The sequence below is a fragment of the Ornithinimicrobium kibberense genome, assembly GCF_006519705.1.
Lineage (GTDB): Bacteria > Actinomycetota > Actinomycetes > Actinomycetales > Dermatophilaceae > Ornithinicoccus > Ornithinicoccus kibberensis.
Map to the genome: position 1 here is coordinate 1 of NZ_VFXM01000023.1, position 18,606 is coordinate 18,606.

18 protein-coding genes and 1 pseudogene are annotated in these 18,606 nt (G+C 65.8%); 9 read left to right on the plus strand and 10 right to left on the minus strand.

The window, feature by feature from the left end; all coding sequences use genetic code 11:
- Positions 1–135: 135 nt before the first annotated feature.
- The 3 genes from FJR00_RS15235 to FJR00_RS15240 form a co-directional block, all read right to left on the minus strand.
- Positions 136–531 (minus strand): hypothetical protein, encoded by a 396-nt coding sequence (locus tag FJR00_RS15235; protein WP_141339540.1) that lies wholly within the window; start codon positions 529–531, stop codon positions 136–138.
- A 2,148-nt stretch (positions 532–2,679) separates the two neighbouring features.
- On the minus strand, positions 2,680–2,892 hold the full coding sequence (locus FJR00_RS16425) for a hypothetical protein (protein WP_238330534.1): 213 nt from the start codon (positions 2,890–2,892) through the stop codon (positions 2,680–2,682).
- Positions 2,889–3,737, minus strand: a complete 849-nt coding sequence (locus FJR00_RS15240; RefSeq protein ID WP_238330535.1) for an IS110 family transposase — start codon at positions 3,735–3,737, stop codon at positions 2,889–2,891. The genes FJR00_RS16425 and FJR00_RS15240 overlap by 4 nt, the downstream gene beginning before the upstream one ends.
- Before the next feature lie 436 nt (positions 3,738–4,173).
- Between FJR00_RS15240 and FJR00_RS16430 the strand changes: the two are divergent.
- Positions 4,174–4,463, plus strand: a pseudogene (locus FJR00_RS16430) (IS1634 family transposase); the annotation flags it as partial.
- Between the two features lie 35 nt (positions 4,464–4,498).
- Here FJR00_RS16430 and FJR00_RS15245 read toward each other — a convergent pair.
- From FJR00_RS15245 to FJR00_RS15265, 5 genes are all read right to left on the minus strand, one after another.
- Positions 4,499–5,689, minus strand: a complete 1,191-nt coding sequence (locus FJR00_RS15245) for an MFS transporter (protein WP_141339542.1) — start codon at positions 5,687–5,689, stop codon at positions 4,499–4,501.
- Positions 5,686–7,176 (minus strand): tripartite tricarboxylate transporter permease, encoded by a 1,491-nt coding sequence (locus tag FJR00_RS15250; protein ID WP_141339544.1) that lies wholly within the window; start codon positions 7,174–7,176, stop codon positions 5,686–5,688. Before FJR00_RS15250 ends, FJR00_RS15245 begins: the two co-directional genes overlap by 4 nt.
- Positions 7,176–7,763, minus strand: coding sequence for a tripartite tricarboxylate transporter TctB family protein (locus FJR00_RS15255; RefSeq protein ID WP_141339546.1), 588 nt, complete (start codon positions 7,761–7,763; stop codon positions 7,176–7,178). Before FJR00_RS15255 ends, FJR00_RS15250 begins: the two co-directional genes overlap by 1 nt.
- A 10-nt stretch (positions 7,764–7,773) precedes the next feature.
- Positions 7,774–8,760: a Bug family tripartite tricarboxylate transporter substrate binding protein gene (locus tag FJR00_RS15260; protein ID WP_141339548.1), complete on the minus strand. Its 987-nt coding sequence runs from the start codon at positions 8,758–8,760 to the stop codon at positions 7,774–7,776.
- A 67-nt stretch (positions 8,761–8,827) separates the two neighbouring features.
- Positions 8,828–10,219 carry an MmgE/PrpD family protein gene (locus FJR00_RS15265; protein ID WP_141339550.1) on the minus strand — a complete coding sequence of 464 codons (1,392 nt, stop codon included), beginning with the start codon at positions 10,217–10,219 and terminating at the stop codon, positions 8,828–8,830.
- A gap of 113 nt (positions 10,220–10,332) precedes the next feature.
- Here FJR00_RS15265 and FJR00_RS15270 point away from each other — a divergent pair, with 113 nt between their 5' ends.
- Genes FJR00_RS15270 through FJR00_RS15280 form a run of 3 tightly spaced genes read left to right on the plus strand, consistent with a single transcriptional unit; the run spans position 10,333 to position 13,536 of the window.
- Complete coding sequence (locus tag FJR00_RS15270) at positions 10,333–12,060, plus strand: thiamine pyrophosphate-binding protein (protein WP_181409669.1); 1,728 nt, start codon at positions 10,333–10,335, stop codon at positions 12,058–12,060.
- A gap of 49 nt (positions 12,061–12,109) precedes the next feature.
- A complete protein-coding gene (locus tag FJR00_RS15275; RefSeq protein ID WP_181409670.1) occupies positions 12,110–12,727 on the plus strand; it encodes a GntR family transcriptional regulator in 618 nt (205 codons plus the stop codon).
- Complete coding sequence (locus FJR00_RS15280) at positions 12,724–13,536, plus strand: VOC family protein (protein WP_141339556.1); 813 nt, start codon at positions 12,724–12,726, stop codon at positions 13,534–13,536. The genes FJR00_RS15275 and FJR00_RS15280 overlap by 4 nt, the downstream gene beginning before the upstream one ends.
- Before the next feature lie 674 nt (positions 13,537–14,210).
- Here the strand turns inward: FJR00_RS15280 and FJR00_RS15285 are convergent.
- Positions 14,211–14,828 (minus strand): GNAT family N-acetyltransferase, encoded by a 618-nt coding sequence (locus FJR00_RS15285; RefSeq protein WP_158068675.1) that lies wholly within the window; start codon positions 14,826–14,828, stop codon positions 14,211–14,213.
- Between the two features lie 338 nt (positions 14,829–15,166).
- Here FJR00_RS15285 and FJR00_RS15290 point away from each other — a divergent pair, with 338 nt between their 5' ends.
- From FJR00_RS15290 to FJR00_RS15310, 5 genes are all read left to right on the plus strand, one after another.
- On the plus strand, positions 15,167–15,502 hold the full coding sequence (locus FJR00_RS15290) for a hypothetical protein (RefSeq protein WP_141339558.1): 336 nt from the start codon (positions 15,167–15,169) through the stop codon (positions 15,500–15,502).
- A 66-nt stretch (positions 15,503–15,568) separates the two neighbouring features.
- Positions 15,569–15,988: an HIT family protein gene (locus FJR00_RS15295; RefSeq protein WP_141339560.1), complete on the plus strand. Its 420-nt coding sequence runs from the start codon at positions 15,569–15,571 to the stop codon at positions 15,986–15,988.
- Between the two features lie 77 nt (positions 15,989–16,065).
- Positions 16,066–16,626: a GNAT family N-acetyltransferase gene (locus tag FJR00_RS15300; protein WP_238330537.1), complete on the plus strand. Its 561-nt coding sequence runs from the start codon at positions 16,066–16,068 to the stop codon at positions 16,624–16,626.
- A 15-nt stretch (positions 16,627–16,641) separates the two neighbouring features.
- Positions 16,642–17,487 carry a DUF3626 domain-containing protein gene (locus FJR00_RS15305; protein WP_238330538.1) on the plus strand — a complete coding sequence of 282 codons (846 nt, stop codon included), beginning with the start codon at positions 16,642–16,644 and terminating at the stop codon, positions 17,485–17,487.
- A 104-nt stretch (positions 17,488–17,591) separates the two neighbouring features.
- On the plus strand, positions 17,592–18,197 hold the full coding sequence (locus tag FJR00_RS15310; RefSeq protein WP_238330539.1) for a class I SAM-dependent methyltransferase: 606 nt from the start codon (positions 17,592–17,594) through the stop codon (positions 18,195–18,197).
- A gap of 34 nt (positions 18,198–18,231) precedes the next feature.
- Here the strand turns inward: FJR00_RS15310 and FJR00_RS15315 are convergent.
- Positions 18,232–18,606 (minus strand): Type 1 glutamine amidotransferase-like domain-containing protein (locus FJR00_RS15315; protein WP_181409671.1); only part of this gene is annotated, 375 nt, incomplete at its 5' end.

The window sequence follows — 18,606 nt, forward strand, 5'->3', positions numbered from 1 at the left end:
TCCGGCTCGATCCGCACGACTACATGCTAAGAGCAACCACCCAGCATTTGGTGTGGCAAACGCGCTGATCTGCCGCCCCTCGGGAGTTCTTTCGCGGGCCGCGACCGCTCCGGCCTGTAACGGGTCCCACTGTGCTCACTCACTCGGGAACACGATGGTGCCTGCCCACCCGGTGTGCTCGGTGCCTCTTTGGAATCTCGTGCCGTACGTCAAGTCCACCCCGTCCACCACGATCACTGTCTCAGCGTCCACGGGAGCGACCTTCAGGACCATCTGGTCCCAGCTGAGGTCTTCTCCGTGGACACCGAGCGGGTAACACTGATGCTCGACCTGGTCGCCGTAGACCACTCCGATTTCAGCCCCGTCGCAGAGGAGGACGTCGGTCTGCACCTCACCCCCGAAGACATGTACACGTGGCGTTGCCTCGATGAGAGTGACGTGGGGGCGCTCTGACACTCCTGTCATGTCGACATACACAGGCGTGAGCCGATCCGGGCGAACGCCGAACTCACCTCCGACGCTGCCGAACACACTGGGGTGTGACCATCACCATCCGGCGGCGAACAACGAACTTCCCAGGAGCAATGCGACGGCAGCCTGGCGCCGCGACCGGCCAGCAGAAGGCCCGCGCCTCTCGGCTGACTTCCCCTGGTCAAGCAACGTCCCACTCGCTGCATCGTCGGTGATGGTCATGGCACAGTGTCCAGCCCGGGAGTGCAGAACACAAGCACGGGCCCCGTGCAATAGATCGCAACTGGACGCCGCAGCGGACATGCTCATCTGCCGCTGTGTTCGTTCACCGTAGCGCGTCGAGGTGGACGGTCAGAGTCAGCCCCAGACGCTCACAGGGCTCACCGTGGCAGGGTGGAGCACGGAGCGAGGGACCGGGATATCGCGGCGTGGTCTCCCGAGCGCATGATCCCCCATGCCGGGACTAGGCGTGACACGAGCACGGGCACTCACCAAAGCTGAAGAACCGGGGGCACCCTGAGCAGTAGCCAGTCATGCACCATCCCGAACGTTGAATCGCGAAGCCGCGTCCAACACGGATCTTCGCGCCAGATCGCAGACCCTCGGGTGCAGGCTCCCTCTCCACCTTTCGAGGCGACTCTGCTGGGTCCGCCGTCGGGCGGACCTGCGATGACGCTGGACTCACTCCGCCCCGGAGATCCATCTTCCTGGCTCGTTCACCGTCTGCCCAGTATTCCGGCAGGGGCTTTCTGGGGAGGATCGCTTGCAGTCTGTCTAGGGCCCCGAAGTTGAGGAAATGTCGGACATCATCGATGGTGGCACTCTCGTTGGAAACGAGCTTTTGGTGAATTCTTTTGAGCTCGGGAGCTTCCCTGAGCCGCAATTGTGCCTCTGGCGTCAAGGTCTCTGTGTCGAGCAAGAGCATGAGCAGATTCCAGCTCGCCGCAAAATCTCGCATGAACTCACGCGGCACGGGTATCCGCCACATCCCCAGACCTGGGTCGAAGCGTGGGGACTCGGGGACCCCTGCGCGCTCTTCGTACATGGCTGCCCGTACGTTAGTCGGGACAAGAAGACTCTCCGTCAATTTCACGGTTACACCGATTACTCGGCCACGCGAATACGTCCGACCATCCGTTACTTGCCTCCTATTGCCGATCCAAAGATCCGCTTTTTCAGCCCCATTCAGACGTGCGTCGGCCATGACACTAGGGTTTCGCAATGCGGACGCCAGAGAATCCATGAGCGGGTATAGGTTACGTGGCGCGCCCCTGTGGCCATCAAGATACTGGATGTGCTTTGGGTCCCATCCTGAGGCGTGGAGCTGATCACGCAACTGTGCCGCGGTCACCTGGTCGAAAGCGACGTGCACGGCTGTAAACGGTGGGTGAATCTTCGCTTCTGACATCACGGGCCTGACCTGCTGGATCAATCGAACGTCGCCTCGGTTGATCGCCCCCTCAAGAACCTTCTCGAAGACCTTCCCCCTCACCCCCCGGTTCCTAGGATCGAACACTTCCCTAAGGCGATGCAGACTCCCTGGGCTGTCTCGACGACGACTCTTGGCCTGGTTGTGGTACGTCGCCTCGAGAGTGTCGGTAAAGATGCCTCGGAGCCGCTCGACCCCGGCTCGCCTGGCTTCCAGCGTTCTTGGGTTCTCCTGGGAAGGGCCCATAAGAACATTCAACACCCAGCCCCCGGGGGCGAGGCAGTCGACGGCGTCTCCAATCGGGCCAACCGTCCGGCTTGACTCTCCGAACCCGACACCGCAGTAGTTGTGCCCCGTGCCGAGGCGGAGCTGGTAGGTGGACCCGCAGGCGCAGACCCGTGCTGGACGAAGGACGACGACTCCGCCGAACTGCTGCTGCCCGACGCCGCAGTCGACTGGATCGAGGGATTCGCCAACCGGGATTCACCACCGAAGCGCTGAAGCTTTCGGTCAGCGCACGCTTCTGGTTCCCCTGTGTGTCAAGGGGCCCGGTTCCGTCGCTTTCTAGGGTGCGCCGCCGCTGGTCGCCGTCAAGGTCGTTCGTCCGGTGGGGCGCTGCACCTTGACGGCTCCGGCGCGGTGACGCGGTGTGGCCGCTGCCGGGACCCGGGAGGGGGTGGTCGCGCGGGTCGGGCGGGGGTAGCGTCGGGTGTGCGGGTCCGGGAAGTGGCTGGTCCGAAGTGCCGATGCGCGGGGGCAGGTCGGCCGCGCTGGATACGTCAGTCGCCCCGCAGTGCCCCAGCGTCTGGGTTCTCGAGCGGTGCGGCGTCGGCGAGGAGCTGGCGGTACACCACATCTGACAGGCGCCGTTTGAGCGCGCGCAGCGCCTCTATCGACGTCTTTCCGGTGGCGACCTTGCGGTTGAAGTAGGCCCGGCCCTCGGTGTTGTTGCGCAGCTGCACGGTCGCGGCGATGTGCAGGACGTGGTTCATCCGCCGGTTCCCCGCGCGGGAGAGGCGGTGAGGATCTGCTGGCCGGAGGAGGCGTCCAGGGGCGCGGTGCCGGTCCAGGACGCGTACCGCGCCCTGGTCGGGAACCGGGCGACGTCACCGGTGTCGGCCAGGATCCGGGCGGCGCCGGCGGGGCCGATGCCGTGGATGTCCATCAGGTGCGACCCGCGGGCCAGGACGGCGGCCTTCAGCTCGGCCTTCATGGCCTTGAGCTTGGCGTCGACGGCGACCAGGTCGGCGACCTCCTCGACCGTCATCCGGCGCCGGGTCTTCCCGGCGACGTCGCGGGGGCGGACGCCGGCCAGCATCTTCTTGGCCTGCAGCGCCGACAGGTCCCGCTTCCTCGTGCCCGGGATCAGCTCACCGAGAAGCCGTTGCAGCCGGTTGACCGTCTGCACGCGCAGCCGGGATAGCTCGTCCCGGCGGTCGGCCAGCATCCGCAGCGCCTTGAGTTCTCCGTCGGGGTGCACCACCCGTAGCCCGGGGGTGCGAACGGCGACGACGGCGATCGAGTGCGCGTCCAGGGCATCGGTCTTGCGGTTGTGGCTGGTGTCGAACAACCGGACCCGGGCGGCCAGCTTGGCCGGGACGTCGACGACCCGTTCGCCGTCCTCGACCAGCCGCTGGTCCAGTGGCCGTCCGGTGCCGTTGGCGCCCTCGACCGCCCAGAGACGGTGGCGGAAGGTGCGCACGTAGGACCGCATCGCGGTGTACCCGCGCTGGTCGGTGTCGAACCGGCCGGTGGCGACCAGCCGTTCCTGACGGTCCACGATCTCGATCGTCGCGGACAGCTTGTGGGGGTCGACCCCGATGATGACCTCTGCCATGCTCCTCGCCTCCAACAGGCGTCTCGAACCGGATAAGGAACGGCGAGGTGGGCAGTGCTACTACGAGCAGGGCAGTCCCCTCTTGAGCCACGCCTCGTCAGCGGCGCCCGACGAGGCACAGTCCAGAAGAGAGCCACAACCACACGGGCTGGGCAGCCGCGATAGGGAGCGTCCCGCCGGGCACCTAGACCGAGTCTGGCCCGACCCGGTCATGACGCGAAGTCTCCTAGTAGCCGCACTGCGGACGCGGTAGCGTCCGCTCCTGCCGCATCCGTGGCCTCTGCGGTCATAGTGTCGGCTTCTAGGCGAGATGGTTGGTGATGACATCTCGCGCAGCTCGCTGATCGAGCGTCCAGGCCACCCAAGTCGAAGAAGGCAACATCCAAGGCGATATCGAACGGATGAGGACCAAGGCCTCGGTCGTCCCCGGCGTCTTCTGTGGCAGGTTGAGGCCTCGTTCCGGATGTCCAAGACCGACCTCAAGGCCCGGCCGCTGTTCGCCAGGAAGCGTGACGCGACCAGGCCCACCTGACCATCGTCTTCACCGCCCTGGCCCTCTCCCGCGAGATCCAGAACCGCACCGGCCTGGCCGTCCGCACGGTCGTCCGCCAGCTGCGCTCAGCCACCGTCGCCATCAACGCCACCCGCCAGACGTTCCCCTCCCAGATCCCCGCCGACAAGCAAGCCATCCTCGAGGCCATCCAACGCGGCGGGCTCACGCACTAACGAAATGACCAAACTCAGGGGGCGTCGGAGACGGGTTAGCTGTCGGAACCTCCTTTCAGCCGCCGCTGACCAGAGTGTTGCCGCCTGAAGGCCAGGACGCCCGCGCATAGGCCTGCGATGAGCATGGCGACTCCCCACCCTCTCCAGGCGACGTCGTAGCCCCAGGTCGTCGCGGCGGCTCCGAAGATTGGGGGACTGACAGAGCCCCCGATCGCCCCTCCAACGAGGAGCACTCCGACGACCGCTGCGGAGTTCCCGGGATACCGACGCGTTCCTTGGGCAACGAGCAGCCCTCCGAAAGCCCAGCCGAGGGCGAAGATCAGCAGGAAGCCAGTGACGATTGCCGACCACGCGAGGGTTCCCACGAGAATGCTTCCTATGCCGGCTGCGATGAAGGCTGGTGCCACGAGGGCGAGCTCATCCCAGCCGGTGACGTCGGTGAGGCGCCCCGCTGCGACCCGGCCGACAGCCGCAAGCAATCCACCCACTGTGAGGAGTGCACCCGATCCAAGAGCCGCGGGCCCCGCCACCTGCACCGTGTCGCTCAGGAATGTTGTGGAGATGTTGGTCAGGCCGAACCCCAGAGCCATGAGAGCGGCCAGCAGAACAATGCCCTGGCGTGAACCGCCCTCGATAGAACGTTTCTGCGTGCCCGGCTCGTGGTCTACGCACCACAGAGCTAGCACGGCGGCAAGCACGGCCGTGACCGCCGTGACGCCAGCGAAGCTTGCGCGCCAGCCGACACCCAGGGTGGCGAGCATCCCGAACGCCCCAGCGACCGCGACGGCTACCGGTTTAGCGCTCTGGAACCAGCCGAACGCAACACCGTGACCGCCTCCTCCCACCGAGTTCTGCAGAATTCGCCCGGCTGACATCTGGTAGGTACTGCTCGAGACCCCGCTGGCGAACAGGCCGATCGCCAGCATGGGCAGACTTGAAGTCGCCGCTGCCGTGACGCCCCCCGCGATGCCCAGCCCAGTTGCGGTCAGGACCGCTCGGGGCAGGGAACTCCTATCGAGCCACCGGCCCAGACCGAGAGATGCCACGGCCAGCCCGATGGTGTAGCTCCCGGCCACAGCACCTAGACCGCCGGCGTCGAACTTCAGGTCGGCCATCACCTGCGGCCCGTTTGCGCCCAGAAGGAACACCGGCAGAACGGAGCCAACCGTCACCAGCACGACCAGGGGGACCAGGCCGGCGTCACTCACTGCCCGGCGGGAACTCACTCCACGAGGAAGTCGGCGTTAGCGCGCCTGCGGCGGGCCTGGACGATGGAGAAGGTGAGCAGCAGAGCAGCCGCCACCAGTACCCCCAGGGAAATGGGACGGGTGACGAAGATGGACCAGTCGTCTCCGGACATCACCAGACCACGCCGCAGGTTGCTCTCGATGATGGGACCGAGAATCAGCCCAAGGGCCACCGCGGCGATCGGGTAGTCGTACTTGTTCATCAAGTAGCCGATAAACCCGAAGGCGAGGGCGACCCACAGGTCGTAGACGCGCCCCGTGGCAGCGAACGATCCCACGAACGAGAACATTGCGATGCCTGGCAAGAGGATGCTGTAGGGCACCATCGCGATGCTCGCCAGGGGTTTCGCCAGGAGCAAGCCGATGGCGAACATCAGGATGTTGGCAAGGAACATGCCGACAAACAGGGGGTAGACCAGGTCTCCGCCGCCGGTGAAGAGCCGGGGGCCCGGTTGGATGCCCTGCACCATGAGGGCTCCCAGCATGACGGCCGTGACGGCGTCACCAGGGATACCCAGTGTCAGCAACGGCACCATGGCGCCGCCAGTCACCCCGTTGTTGGCGGCATCCGCCGCGGTCAGGCCCTCGATCGATCCCTTGCCGAACTCCTCTGGATGTTTGGAGTACCGCCGGCTCTCGCCATAGGCGATAAAGGAGGCCATAGCTCCGCCGCCGCCCGGGAGAATACCCACGATGATGCCGATAATGGATCCGAGCAGGACCGGCCTCCCCGTGCGGCGAATGTCCTTCCGGCTGGGTAGCACGCGGCCGATGGCAGCCACCGCCCGCGTACCCAGTCGGTGTTCGCCAGCGAGGCGAAAAACCTCGGCCAGCGCGAACAGCCCGATGACGGCTGGGAGGAAGGGAATGCCTGTCGTGAGTTCTCTTTGCTCGAACGTGAAGCGAGGCTGGGTGACGAGGGGGTCCATCCCGACAGTCCCGACCAGCAAGCCGAAGGTGGTGGCCACGACGGCACGTGGCACGGACCGTCCACTGACCGCGATCACGGTCGTGAGGCCGAGGATGCCGACCGCGAAGTACTCCACGGGAGAGAACTGCAGCGCTACCGAGGCCAGCGGCGGGGCGAGGAAGCTCAGGGCGAGGACACCAAGCAGCCCGCCTACGACGCTCGCCCAGGCCGCCATGCCGACTGCACGTCCCGCCTGCCCACGAAGGGCCAGTGGGTAGCCGTCGAGCACAGTGACGGCGCCAGCGGGATTGCCGGGCGTCCTCAACGTGATCGAGGTGATCGAGTTGGAGTACATACTCCCGCTGAAGATCCCGGTGAGCATGAGCAGTGAGTGGAGGGGGTCCAGCTCGAAGGTTAGCGGCACGAGCAAGGCGATCGCGACCGTCGCAGTCAGTCCTGGGATGACACCGACAAGGAGGCCGGCCAGCACGCCGACCATGATCCAGAACAGACTGGCGGGGGTAAGGACCTCACCGATGACTGCTGCGAAGTCCACTAGAAGAACACCCCCCGCGGCAGGTTTGCACTGAGCCCGACCACGAAGATGTAGTACGCCGCAGCGACCAGTCCCGCGGCAATCACCGCCGACCCTGCAAGCCCCCGCACGGATGCGCCGCGCAGGAGAGCGCTCAAGGCGAAGCAGTACACGAAGGTCGTCAGTACGAAGCCCAGCACAGGGATGACGACGACGTAGAGCACGCTCAGCACAAGCGTGGAAACAGCACGGATCCACGTTGTGCGGGAGACGAGCCGTTCCTCCTGCCGCGTCGGCTCTGCAGCCGTGGTGACAGGCTGCGTGGCCGACACCTCAGTGGGGCTCGGCCGCACGCGACGGCGCCGCCTGAGGAGTTCCCAGACGCTCAGCAGCGCGGCGCCGACGAGGACAGTCGCGACGATGCTCGGGTACAGCCCTGGGGACGTCCGCGCCGTCGCGTTGTCGGGGAATCGCGTGGAGGCCACCAGAATGACGGCGCCCAAAGCGACGAAGCTGACGGGCAGTATGAGCTGGGACCACAGGGCGCCCGTCAACTCCGGCTCGGGCGAGGTGCCCGTCACCTCGTGAAGGTTTTCCTCGTCTCCCATGTGATGGCGGTCAGCTGCCCGTGAGGTCAAGGTCGCTCAGGACCTCCTCGACGACCGGCGCCATGTCGTTGAGGCGGTCGGTGAAGGCTTCAGAGTCCAGGTACTCCAGCTGCAAAGACATCTCCTCAGCCGCCGTCTTGAACTCCTCAGCGTCATACGTAGCCTTGAGGGCATCGACGAGCGTCTGACGGACCTCTTCGTCCAGGCCTGTCGGTGCGGCGATCCCGCGGAAGCTCGAGTGGGCCGGTACGTCAAAACCCTGCTCCTGGAAGGTCGGGGTGTCCGGGTAGGCCGGCGAACGCTCATCGGCGAAGACCCCGAGCATCTTGAGCGTCCCGTCCTCGACGTACTGAGCCGGCGCCGTCGGGCTGGTCACAATCGCATCGACGTGCTGACCGAGAAGTGCGGTGAGCTGCCCGCCGCTTCCGTCGAAGGGTACGTACTTGTACTCGCCACCGACGCTCTTGGCGAACAGGCCGGCTCCCTGGTGGAAGACACCGCCGAGACCGGACGTGCCGAAGGACACCTCGCGGTCAGCGTTGACCAGGTCCTCGATCGTCTGGAAGTCACCCTCGGAATGCACGTAGAGAGCGAGCGGCTGGGACTCGAACTGCATGAGGAAGTCGAGGTCCTCCAGCTGGGTGGCGTTTTCGTCCATGGCCTGGTTGGTGAGGATGTCATAGGTCACCAGACCGATCGTGGAGCCGTCAGGCTCGGCATCAGCGAGCTCGGCCCAGCCCGTTGCACCATTGGCCCCCGGCATGTTGGTTGCTGTGATGGTGGTGTCCAGCTGGTCCTCAAGGTGGTTCGCGAACTGGCGTGCCGCCAGGTCGGAGGAGCCCCCAGCGTCCCACGGGATGATCATGTCGATCGGGCCATCCGGGTACGCGGATGCGCCGCCGCCCTGACCGCAGGCCGTCAAGGACCCTGCCATTCCGATCAGAGCCAGTGCAGTAAGTCCTTGCCGTCCGTTCATGTTCTTCCTCTCGACGAGCACGCGGTGTGTACCGCGGCTTCTTCTACGCTGAAGTGCCAGTCAGTATGCAGGTTCGCATGCAAACGAGTCAACGGCTTGCCGTTATGTCGCGACCGGTTGCCTCAAGTGCCTGGACCAGGCCTCCCAGACCTCCGTCGGCTCTGAGGTTTCCGCACGCGTCCCAGACTTTCTGCAGCTTCTCGGCCTTGATGGCTTCGTTCAGGCTCATGAAGCGGGCGTAGACCTCCTCCTCGCTCAGCGGGTTTTCAGGGCCTCCGCGAGCCACGGTCCGCTCGGCGACGCGCTCGGTGCCGTCGGCGTACCGCACGGACACCCGGGCTGGCCTCACGGTGTCGTCCGTCAAGTGCTGGCGGGTAGCGTGCGTGTCCTCCACCACGTCGACTCGGGCCGCCAGCCCCAGGAGCTCGGGGTCCTGCAGTGCACCAGGTTCTGTTTCATTCGGCCCCACGCGACCTCTGGCAAGGGCCGCCGCCACCACCCACGGGATGGAGAAGCGCGCCCCCTGCGGGGTGCTGGGCCGACGCTCGTCAAGCCGGTCGGCGAACACGTGGGTGGCGACGGTGACCCCGACGATGTCAGCCGTAGGGGTCGTCGGGTCGTGCAGGTCGAGCGCCGCGTCGATCGGCGAGTGGGAGAAACTACATGCGGCATGGACCTTGACGTAGGTCTCCAGAATGCGCCACCGCTCTCCCAACACCTCCAAAGAGCGTCCTGCGGCTTCGCGCCCGGCACCGACGACGTCGAACCACCCCATCGGGGCGTCGAGCAGGTCGTGAGGTCCACCGAGCCCCGCGGCCGTGAGATCGGCCGCAAGGATCGCCATGGCGGCCGGCCACCCCCCGTAGAAGTCCTTGACCGGTCGGCCGGCGCTGAACGCCAGAAACGGTGTGATCGGCCCGAGCACCGCACATCCCATGACTTGAGCCGTCTGATCGGGTGCCATGCGGCGCAGCCGGGCGACCGCGGCACTCGCACTGAGCATCCCCACCAACCCCGGGATGTGGAAGCCCCTGTCGTACTGCGCATCCGGGCTGATTGCCTCGCCGATCCTAATCGCCAGTTCGTAAGACGCGATCAAACCGGCGAGCAGGTCCTCCCCGTCGGACTCACGAACCTGAGCGTCCATCAGGAGTGCCGGAACCGTCGTCACCCCCGGATGGACGTGACCGCCGCGGTGGCCATCGTCGAGCTCCGCGTGGTGGGTGCTTGTGCCCATGACGGCAGCAGCCCAGAACGGCGACAGACGTTCCCCTCGTCCGGGAAGAACGCACGGTCCCTGACCCGCGGAGCGCCGGGCCACGTGGAGGAGCTTGTCTGTCACTGCCGACGATGACTCGGACAGGGCGATACCCAGCAGGTCACGCAGGGCCAAGATGGCTCTGTCCACTACCGGGTCCGGCACGTCAGCCAACGCCAGTCGGCTCGCGAAGGTGCTCAGCTCTTGCGTTACGGCACTCATATGTCCTCCTGGTGCGCGAGGGAAGTGGTTGACTCCCTATGCTTTGCATGCAATATTGCATGCCCAACGAGGGGCGGCAAGAGCCACCCCAACCACGGGAGGACAGGAACCCAATGGCATCGCTGCGTGGAGCGGACATCCTGGCTGAGTCACTGATCCAGGCTGGGGTCACCACCATCTTCGGAGTGCCAGGAGACACCGGCGTTGTCTTCTACGACGCCCTGTACTCGGTCACCGACAAGCTGAGACACGTGCTGGCGCGCGACGAGCGGCATGCCGCGGCCATGGCGGACGGTTACGCGCGTGTGACGGACCGGGTTGGTGTCGTGGAGGTCTCCTCGGGCGGAGGCACAACGTATGTGGTGGGTGGGATGGGTGAGGCCATGGCCTCCGGGATTCCCATGCTGCTCGTAACCTCGGACATTCACCGGAGCAGCCGCGGAACGGGTGCGCTCACCGAGATCGACCAGGTCGCCCTGTTCTCTGCAGTGACTAAACGAACCATCGTGGTGGAGCACGCTGCTGACATCCCGCAGGCCGTCCAATCAGCCCTGGGCGCTGCCGCAGAGGGACGTCCGGGACCGGTGGCCTTGATCTTCCCCGAGGACGTCTTCGACGAGATCGTCGAGGCGCAGACACCGGTTCTCGGAGAGCCGGAGCCGCAGTGCGTGAGTGTGCCGGCGTGGCGTGACGGCGCAGACCCGCAGGCGGTTGCCGAGGCAGCCGAACTGCTTGCGGGTGCGGAGCGGCCCGCCGTGATGGCTGGTTCAGGTGTGCACAGCTCGCAGGCATGGGATGCACTTCATTCCCTTGCGGATGCAGGCGCGATCCCGGTGGCGACCACGATCCACGGCCGCGGTGCCATTGCAGACAGCAGTCCGTGGTCGTTGGGTGTGGTGGGGAACAACGGCGGTCGACCCTACGCCAACGAATACTTGGCCGCAGCAGACGTCGTGCTCCTCATCGGGACCCGGGCCAACGCCACGGACACCAACAGCTGGCAGGGCCCGGCGCGGAGCGGTACTGCGGTCATCCAGATCGATATCGACCCCGACCGGGCTGGACGCAACTTCCCCCAGGCAGTACGTCTGGTCGGCGACGCCCGGACAGTGCTCGGGCAGCTCGCGGAGCACCTGCGTCCTGCCTCTGAGAGCGTCCGAGAGGCCCGGGCCCATGACCTTCGTGAACGGCGGTCCGAATGGGAAAGAGAACGAGACTCCACGGACCTGGCTCCCGGACAACTTCTGCCTCGCGACGTTGTGGAGGTCGTGGACCAGGTGCTCGGTCACGCTGCCCTCTGGGTCGCCGACCCGGGAACGCCGACACCCAACGTCGCCACTTTCCGCAGGATCCAAGAGGCCGGCCGAACGGTGGTGATCCCCCGCGGCCATGGTCCCATGGGTTACGCCATACCCGCGGCGGTCGGCATGTCGGTCGCACAGCCCGACACGCCGGTGGTCTCGGTCACCGCCGACGGCTCCTTCGCGATGGCCTGCGGGGAGCTCGAAACGGTGAGCCGACTCGACCTACCCATCCTCTTCGTGCAGTTCACCAACCACTCTCTCGGCTGGATCAAGATGCTGCAGCACCTCTACTCCGGTCGTCGCTACTTCGGCGTCGACCCTGGCACCATCGACGCCGTCAAGGTCGCCGAAGCGTGCGGCATCAGAGGAGAGCGTGTGACGAGCATCGATCGCCTCCGAGAACTCGTGTCAGAGTTCGCGCATGACCCGAAGACTCTCTACATCGACGTCGAAGTGCCGCACATGATCGACGTGCTTCCCCCGGTGCCGGCGTGGGAAGCGTCGCTCGCAGGCACGTCAGAGCGTCCTGTGTACTGACATGTCCTCGTCGTCTGGTCCCGCCGAGAGCCCCGGCGGTGGCGTCGAGATGCTCTCCGAGCGGGTATATCAGACTCTCCGCAGCGAAATCGTGCACGGAGACTTGTGGCCGAACCAGCCAATGGTAGAAGCAGAGATCGCTGAGCGGCTGCAGGTCAGCCGCACCCCCGTTCGCGAATCAATGCAGCGTCTGGCCTCGGACGGCCTCATCGTGTCGCGCCGCCGTCGCTGGGTCGTCTATGAGCACACCCAGGACGAGATTCGAGACATCTACGAAGTTCGAGCCGCACTGGAGTCACATACCGCCCGGCTTGCGGCACAGCGTGCAGACGAGGCCGACAGGGATGCCCTGTCCACGGTAAGCGGTGAATCCTCACACCTGCGCTTCCTCGGGGGTCGCGCCCGCATTGACGCCAACGAGGCGTTCCACGACCTCGTTGTCCGGGCCGCACACAACAAACGCCTCGGCGAGGAGATCGTGAGAACCCGCCTCTACAGCTTCAACACGCGCATAGTCGCTGCCTACGACCGCGACCTGCTGGCCCGCTCCTGGGGAGACCACGAGCAGATCGCGGCCGCCGTCCTCGAGGGCGACGCAGACCGCGCCGCCGAACTGGCACGCGCCCACGTCGAAGATGCCATGGCGATCATCCTCGACCGGTCATGACGCGCGGCATCCGCGCTAGGCCGGCCACCGTCCCCTGCCTCGATCATGTCGTGATCGGGACGCGCGATCTACCCAGAGGTAAGCAGACCTTGGTGAAGGCCGGCTTCACACCCGCCACCGGGGGTGAGCATGAGGGGCGGGGTACCGCGAACGAACTGGTGAGGCTGCAAGAGGGGTACCTTGAACTGCTCACCGTCGTCGACCGTGACCAAGCGATGGCCGCGGGCGGCAGCCGCCGACAGGTCGTGGACTTCCTCGACGCTCAGCCGATCGGTCTGCTCGGGTATGCGCTCGAAGTCCACGACCTCGACCACTGGCTGGAATCTTTAAAACAAGACGACGTGTCTGTCACCGGACCGCATCTCATGAGTCGGACCCAGCCGGACGGGCGACGACTCAGCTGGCGCACGGGCCTCATCCATGATCGCCAGTGGCTCACGCCCTATCCGTTCCTGATCGAATGGGCGGAGCCGTCGGAGGACCGCTGGGCGGGAGCACCGGCCGACCACGCCAATTGCTCGGTGGCCATCTCACGTGTCGAAGTGAGCAGCAGGGACATCCGGGAAGACGTGCGCGTCTACCAAGCCTTGGGCGCGTACGTCGATTCGCACGACCGGCAGTCCACAATGCTTACGTTGGGACCACTCAGCGTTGAATTGACTGCTACCGAAGCCTCATGCGGTCACCTGAGCCATGCGGTTTGCTCGTCATTTCCAGGCACACGGAATTCGGCACACGCGAAAGCTCTTCATGAAGGGGAACTCGGGCTCTGGTTGTCCCTGGATGCATCAAGGAAGATGCGCGGCTAGGAGAAACAACATTCACGGTGCATCAGCCGTCCCCGAGGGTTTCTTCATCGGACCGTGATGCGCCTCGGGTATCGCTGCACCGCCTGCGGCGAGCGGACGAAGCTGATCGCGCCCGGCAGGGACGAACGGTTCGCGACCCCACGGGTGACATCCGGTATTGCCGCGTGGAGGCCGGCTACGCTCGTCCGACTTTGCCGCGTGGAGGACGGCTACACTCGTCCGACCCAGTCGCATTGACGTGGGACGCACGCGTCCGCCGCAACGCATTCCTGCAGGCTGAACCGGAATCACCATAGGGTGCACGGATGAGCACGTTCACCTGCGTCGAGTGCGGTCGAATGTTCAGGGGTCAAGCACGTCGAACGGCGACTGGACGCCGGGTCTGCACCAAGTGCGAGCAGGGTGTTCTCGGCGCAGCGGCGGGGGTCCTCATGGCGCAGCGGCAGGGCGCAGACCCTGTGGCCGGTGCGATCTCCACCCGGGGCTGGCTACAGCGAATCCGCTTGTTGCGCGGAAAGGATCAGTAGTCACCAGCCCTCCAGCGTGACGTCCGACTTTGCCGCGTGCAGGCAGCACATTGTTGGAGATCGGGGTGTCGCTCGCCCTGTGGTGAGGTCACCCCTCCCAGGCCTTCGGAGGGTCCTGCCCCAGCGCCATGCGGGGAGGCTCGATCGTCAACCTGGGCGACGCGCCTGCTCGACATCGCGGAGCAGGGCGGCGCTCACATCCTCCCACCGGCCCTGCGGCTCGCGGGGCATGCCCGGCTCCAGGACCGAATGCCACCCGTCGCGCATCACCCCCCGGTGGTTGAGCAGGGCGGGCACAGACAGTGGTCGAGGAAAGCCGTTGCGCCACATGGGCTTGTAGCTGGCGACATTGCCAATGTTGGCCTGCCAGACCAGCAACTCCCAGCCGAGGACGTCGAAGGCGTGGTCGACCGCGAGGGTCACTGCGGCGGTCATGATGCCCCGCCCCCGGAATCGTGGATGAGTGACGTAACCGACGTCGCCCGAGGCGTGCTCCCCCTCGCCACCGCCGGATCGCAGGTCGATCGTGCCCGCATACTGCCCGTCCGCCTCGATCGCCCAGGAGATCTGCTCAGCGGACGGCTCGATGATCTGCTCGAGGTAGTCCCGCGCCATGTCCTCGGTGTACCCCGTCGGCACGGTCGTCCACCGGACCGACTCGGGGTCCAGGCACCGCTCCAGCACCGGTCGCAGGTCCGCCATCGTGTGCGGGCGCAGCGTCACCACGCCGCCGGCGAGGACGGGTGTCTGGAGCGGTTCAGGCATGGGCGAAAGCATAGACATACCGACCACGGAGGCTAGGTTTGGGTGCCCGGGCCTCTAGCTAGCGTTGTTACCGGTTCCGCGCCAAGATCTTTCCGGACTCCCTTCCATGAGCGCCTCGTCGAGCAGGCTGCCGACGTGGGACGACGCGCGGTTACATGTTCCGGATGAACGGCAACCAGGCGGTGGAAGAGCCATAGCGAATCCGAAAACCGTGCTCCCACGCCTCGGGTGACAAGCGTCCGGTTTTGCCGCGACCGGCGAGTTGACGACCGCTGAGGCGCCTTTCCGCATCAGTTCTCCCCAGCGGGACCTCCAGCCGTGCCTCTAGTCTCATCGTCATGGCCTTGGACACCGCAACACTTCTGCCTGAACAAGTCGCCTTGCTCGAACTCGGCGACGCCGTTGGACTGGCCAACCGCTATCACCCTGAAGCCGTCGTGCTCCATGATCGAGGCGCAGTGCAAGGTAGAGACATCCTGAATCTCTTCACCCAGGCCGTCACACCGCCACGGCGCATCCTCAGGGCCACCGCGGTGTGCCGCACGGAGGACACGCTTCTCTACGACGTCGTTCAAGACGTTGCCGGTGACACGGTGCGGATCGTCGGGTCGTTCGTGCTTCGTGACGGCCTCATCTGGCGGCATACCTCGCTCGAGGTGCCGGTCGACAGCTGACCGCGTTCCTCGCCCTACTTTGCCGCATGCTTCGCGTCCACCGGCCGCTGCTCGTAGAGTGCGCCCATGTCTGAGAGTGTGTCGGCTACATGCTCGTTCTGCGAGCTCTCAAGCCACCCTGGAGAAGCGAGCATCGCCGCTCGCGACGAGCTGGCCGTGGCATTCATGGACGCATACCCGGTCGCCCCTGGGCACGTGCTCATCGTGCCCCGCCGACACGTTCCCTCGTTGGCTGACCTCAGACCGGACGAGGGCGCCGCGCTGTGGAGCATGACGCAATTGATGGTCCGGAGGGTCAAGGCAAAGCACGCCCCGGCGGTGAATCTGCACCTGTCCGACGGTGCAGAGGCCGAGCAGGATATTCCCCACGTCCACATGCACGTTGTTCCGCGGCATGGCAACGACGCTGTCGCGGTCGAGCTGCCGGGCACGCGCGCGACCAGGGACGAACTCGACCGCGTCGCGGCCTCGCTTGCCGCGGACTGACTGACCATCCTCTACTGCCGCGACCCGCACGGAGCGGGCGTCTGCTCGCCGTCACTCCCGGGTGATTGGATGGCTGGGTGCTGCCCACAGTGATGCCGGTGCTCCAGAACGGAGTCGTTGTTCTTCGGCCGTTCGAGGACCGTGACGTGCCCTTGGTGCAGTCCGTCGCCGGCGACGACTTGATTCCCCTGATCACGACCGTCCCCGCGGGCGGGACCCGAAAGGAGGCGTTGGAGTACATCGCCAGGCAGCACGAGCGTCTGTGCACCGGCGCTGGCTACTCATTCGCCATCGCCGAGGCCGACACCGGCCAAGCAGTCGGGCAGATCGGACTGTGGCTGCACAGCATCTACGACGGACGCGCCAGCACGGGTTACTGGATCGCACCGCAGTACCGCCGACGCGGTTACCTGCGGGCGGCCCTGCAGGCGCTCACGGCGTGGGCGCTCGCTCTGGAGGAGGTCGAACGCCTGGAGCTGTATGTGGAGCCGTGGAACGAGGGGTCCTGGCGCGCTGCCGAGCTGTGCGGTTTCGTCCGCGAGGGTCTTCTGCGGTCCTGGCAGTGGGTGGGAGCCGAGCGTCGAGACATGTACATGTACAGCGCGCTACCCGACCCGCGACCCGCGCAGTCGGCCTGAGCTCCGACTCCCTCCTTGGGCATCGACCAGCACGATCTCACCATGCCCGACGGCCCGTGCAGACTTCCGTGCTGTCGCAGGGCGGCAGGCCGTTCTTGGGCATTCGATGACCGCGGGGATGGCAGCATCGTCGATGTGCAAGTCACGCTGCAGTTTCACCCAGACTGGCCTTTCGGTGACGGGTTGGTCATCCAGGCGCTCGCCCGTGATGGGCGCTACCGCAGCCAGTTCGAGACGGGAACATCCAATGGTGGCCTGACGGCTTACGAGGGCGGGGACCGCTGGCGTTGGGAGAACCGTCTCTTCGGCGGGCGTTACGACGGTGCCGCCCACAGCCGACGTCCGGTGTACGGGGCTTTGAACTTCGATGGTGATCCCTATGGCGGCTCCGTCCGGTTCGGATCGGCGCATCTTCGCCTGCGCGAGGAGGTCATGGATCGCTGCACGTTCTGCTTTCCAGATTCCGTCTTCGAACCCGCAGCGGTCTGCGGGCTGGGCGAGGTCGACGAACTGATCCGACTGGCACGCTCGAGTGACCTGGATCCGCTGGATCGGTATGTCGAGGCGCATGTCCACGGTCAGGTGCTCATCGACCGCGATGTCGAGGCTGTTGTCCTGGACCCCTGCTACCAGGGCACAGACGTTGAAAGAGCAGCTGAGGCCTTGGGTTGTCAGGTGGAATGGCATCCAGGCTTCACGACCGCCACCGCATCACTGGACCCCATCTATCGGGGTGCCGAGTACGTGGAGCTGGCCCAGTCGATGGAGACAGTGCTCACGCCCGACGTGATCGGGCAGGCCGCGCGCTCAGGAGACCACCAGCAGCAAGCCCTGAAAAGGGTCTGGCACTATCTCGCCTGATTCGGTCAGCGGGCATAGCGCCCCACTACGTGTCGTCATTCCCTGCGCCCGGGAGACATCTTGTATGCCGCTGATCACGAGCCAGCTCGTAGGGTTGGGGTGTGGTGGCAGACATTCGCGCAGCACTCCGCACCTTCTACGACGGCGAGATGACCGACCGTGCGTCTCGACCGGTAGCGCCGGAGCGCGTCCAGCGGCTGGAGGACTTCTTGAGCGCACTCAGGGAGCGAGACGCGACGTCGGTGTTCGAGGTCGGCTGCGGAGCTGGCAGGGACGGTGCGGTCATCCAGCGAGCAGCCTTCGATTACACCGGCGTGGACCTGTCCGCGACCGCGATCGAGGTCTGCTCAACGCTCGGCCTGCGTGCCGTGCGCGCCGATGCCACTCACTTGCCCTTCGAGGAGACCACCTTCGACGCTGCGTGGAGCATGAGCACGCTCATGCACCTGCCTAACGACGATTTCGGAATCGCACTTGCCGAACTGCGACGCGTCGTGCGGCCCGGCGGAATCGTTGACATCGGTGTCTGGGGTCATACCGAGAATCGAGACTGGTCCAGCAGCGACGGCCGGTTCTTCCGTCACAGATCCGACGAAACGCTCAAGGAAGAACTAGCCCGAGTCGGCACGATTGTCGACTTCGCGACCTGGGGGTGGCTTGAGGACGCAGGGCACTACCAATGGGCCAGGATCGAGGTCCCCAGCCAGTAGACCCGGTTCACTCTCATGCCGCAGGCAGTGTCCTCTAGATCTCTCGCGTGGGCAGTGCTTCTTCGCTGGCAACGTCACCATCGCGCCGGACGATGTAGCCCCGCGCGCCTGGTCTCTCGGCAACTGCTTCGCGGAGTTCGGTGCCGAAGTAGACCAGGCCTGCGCCGTCGTCGGTGCAGTGGGTCTCGGGCAACTCGCCCCGAGCGACGAGCTGGTGCACCAGCGGGCGACGGTCCTCTTCGCTGTCGTAGTGCACGCCGCTGCCGTAGGGCAGGAAACCCAGGGCGTTGGTGATGTTGCGCAAGGGTGGACCGAACGAGTCCGTGGGGCCGCCCATGTACCAACAGATCGAGCCAGCGCTGATGCCAGCCAGCACGACGCCGTGCTGCCAGGCGCGATGCAGCATGGC

Excerpts from the sequence above, each read along its gene's own strand:
- FJR00_RS15240 (WP_238330535.1), bottom strand. The coding sequence starts at position 3,737 with ATGGCAGAGGTCATCATCGGGGTCGACCCCCACAAGCTGTCCGCGACG.
- FJR00_RS15270 (WP_181409669.1), top strand. The coding sequence starts at position 10,333 with ATGGCATCGCTGCGTGGAGCGGACATCCTGGCTGAGTCACTGATCCAG.
- FJR00_RS15275 (WP_181409670.1), top strand. The coding sequence starts at position 12,110 with ATGCTCTCCGAGCGGGTATATCAGACTCTCCGCAGCGAAATCGTGCAC.
- FJR00_RS15255 (WP_141339546.1), bottom strand. The coding sequence starts at position 7,763 with ATGGGAGACGAGGAAAACCTTCACGAGGTGACGGGCACCTCGCCCGAG.
- FJR00_RS15280 (WP_141339556.1), top strand. The coding sequence starts at position 12,724 with ATGACGCGCGGCATCCGCGCTAGGCCGGCCACCGTCCCCTGCCTCGAT.
- FJR00_RS15290 (WP_141339558.1), top strand. The coding sequence starts at position 15,167 with ATGGCCTTGGACACCGCAACACTTCTGCCTGAACAAGTCGCCTTGCTC.
- FJR00_RS15295 (WP_141339560.1), top strand. The coding sequence starts at position 15,569 with ATGTCTGAGAGTGTGTCGGCTACATGCTCGTTCTGCGAGCTCTCAAGC.
- FJR00_RS16425 (WP_238330534.1), bottom strand. The coding sequence starts at position 2,892 with ATGAACCACGTCCTGCACATCGCCGCGACCGTGCAGCTGCGCAACAAC.
- FJR00_RS15265 (WP_141339550.1), bottom strand. The coding sequence starts at position 10,219 with ATGAGTGCCGTAACGCAAGAGCTGAGCACCTTCGCGAGCCGACTGGCG.
- FJR00_RS15285 (WP_158068675.1), bottom strand. The coding sequence starts at position 14,828 with ATGCCTGAACCGCTCCAGACACCCGTCCTCGCCGGCGGCGTGGTGACG.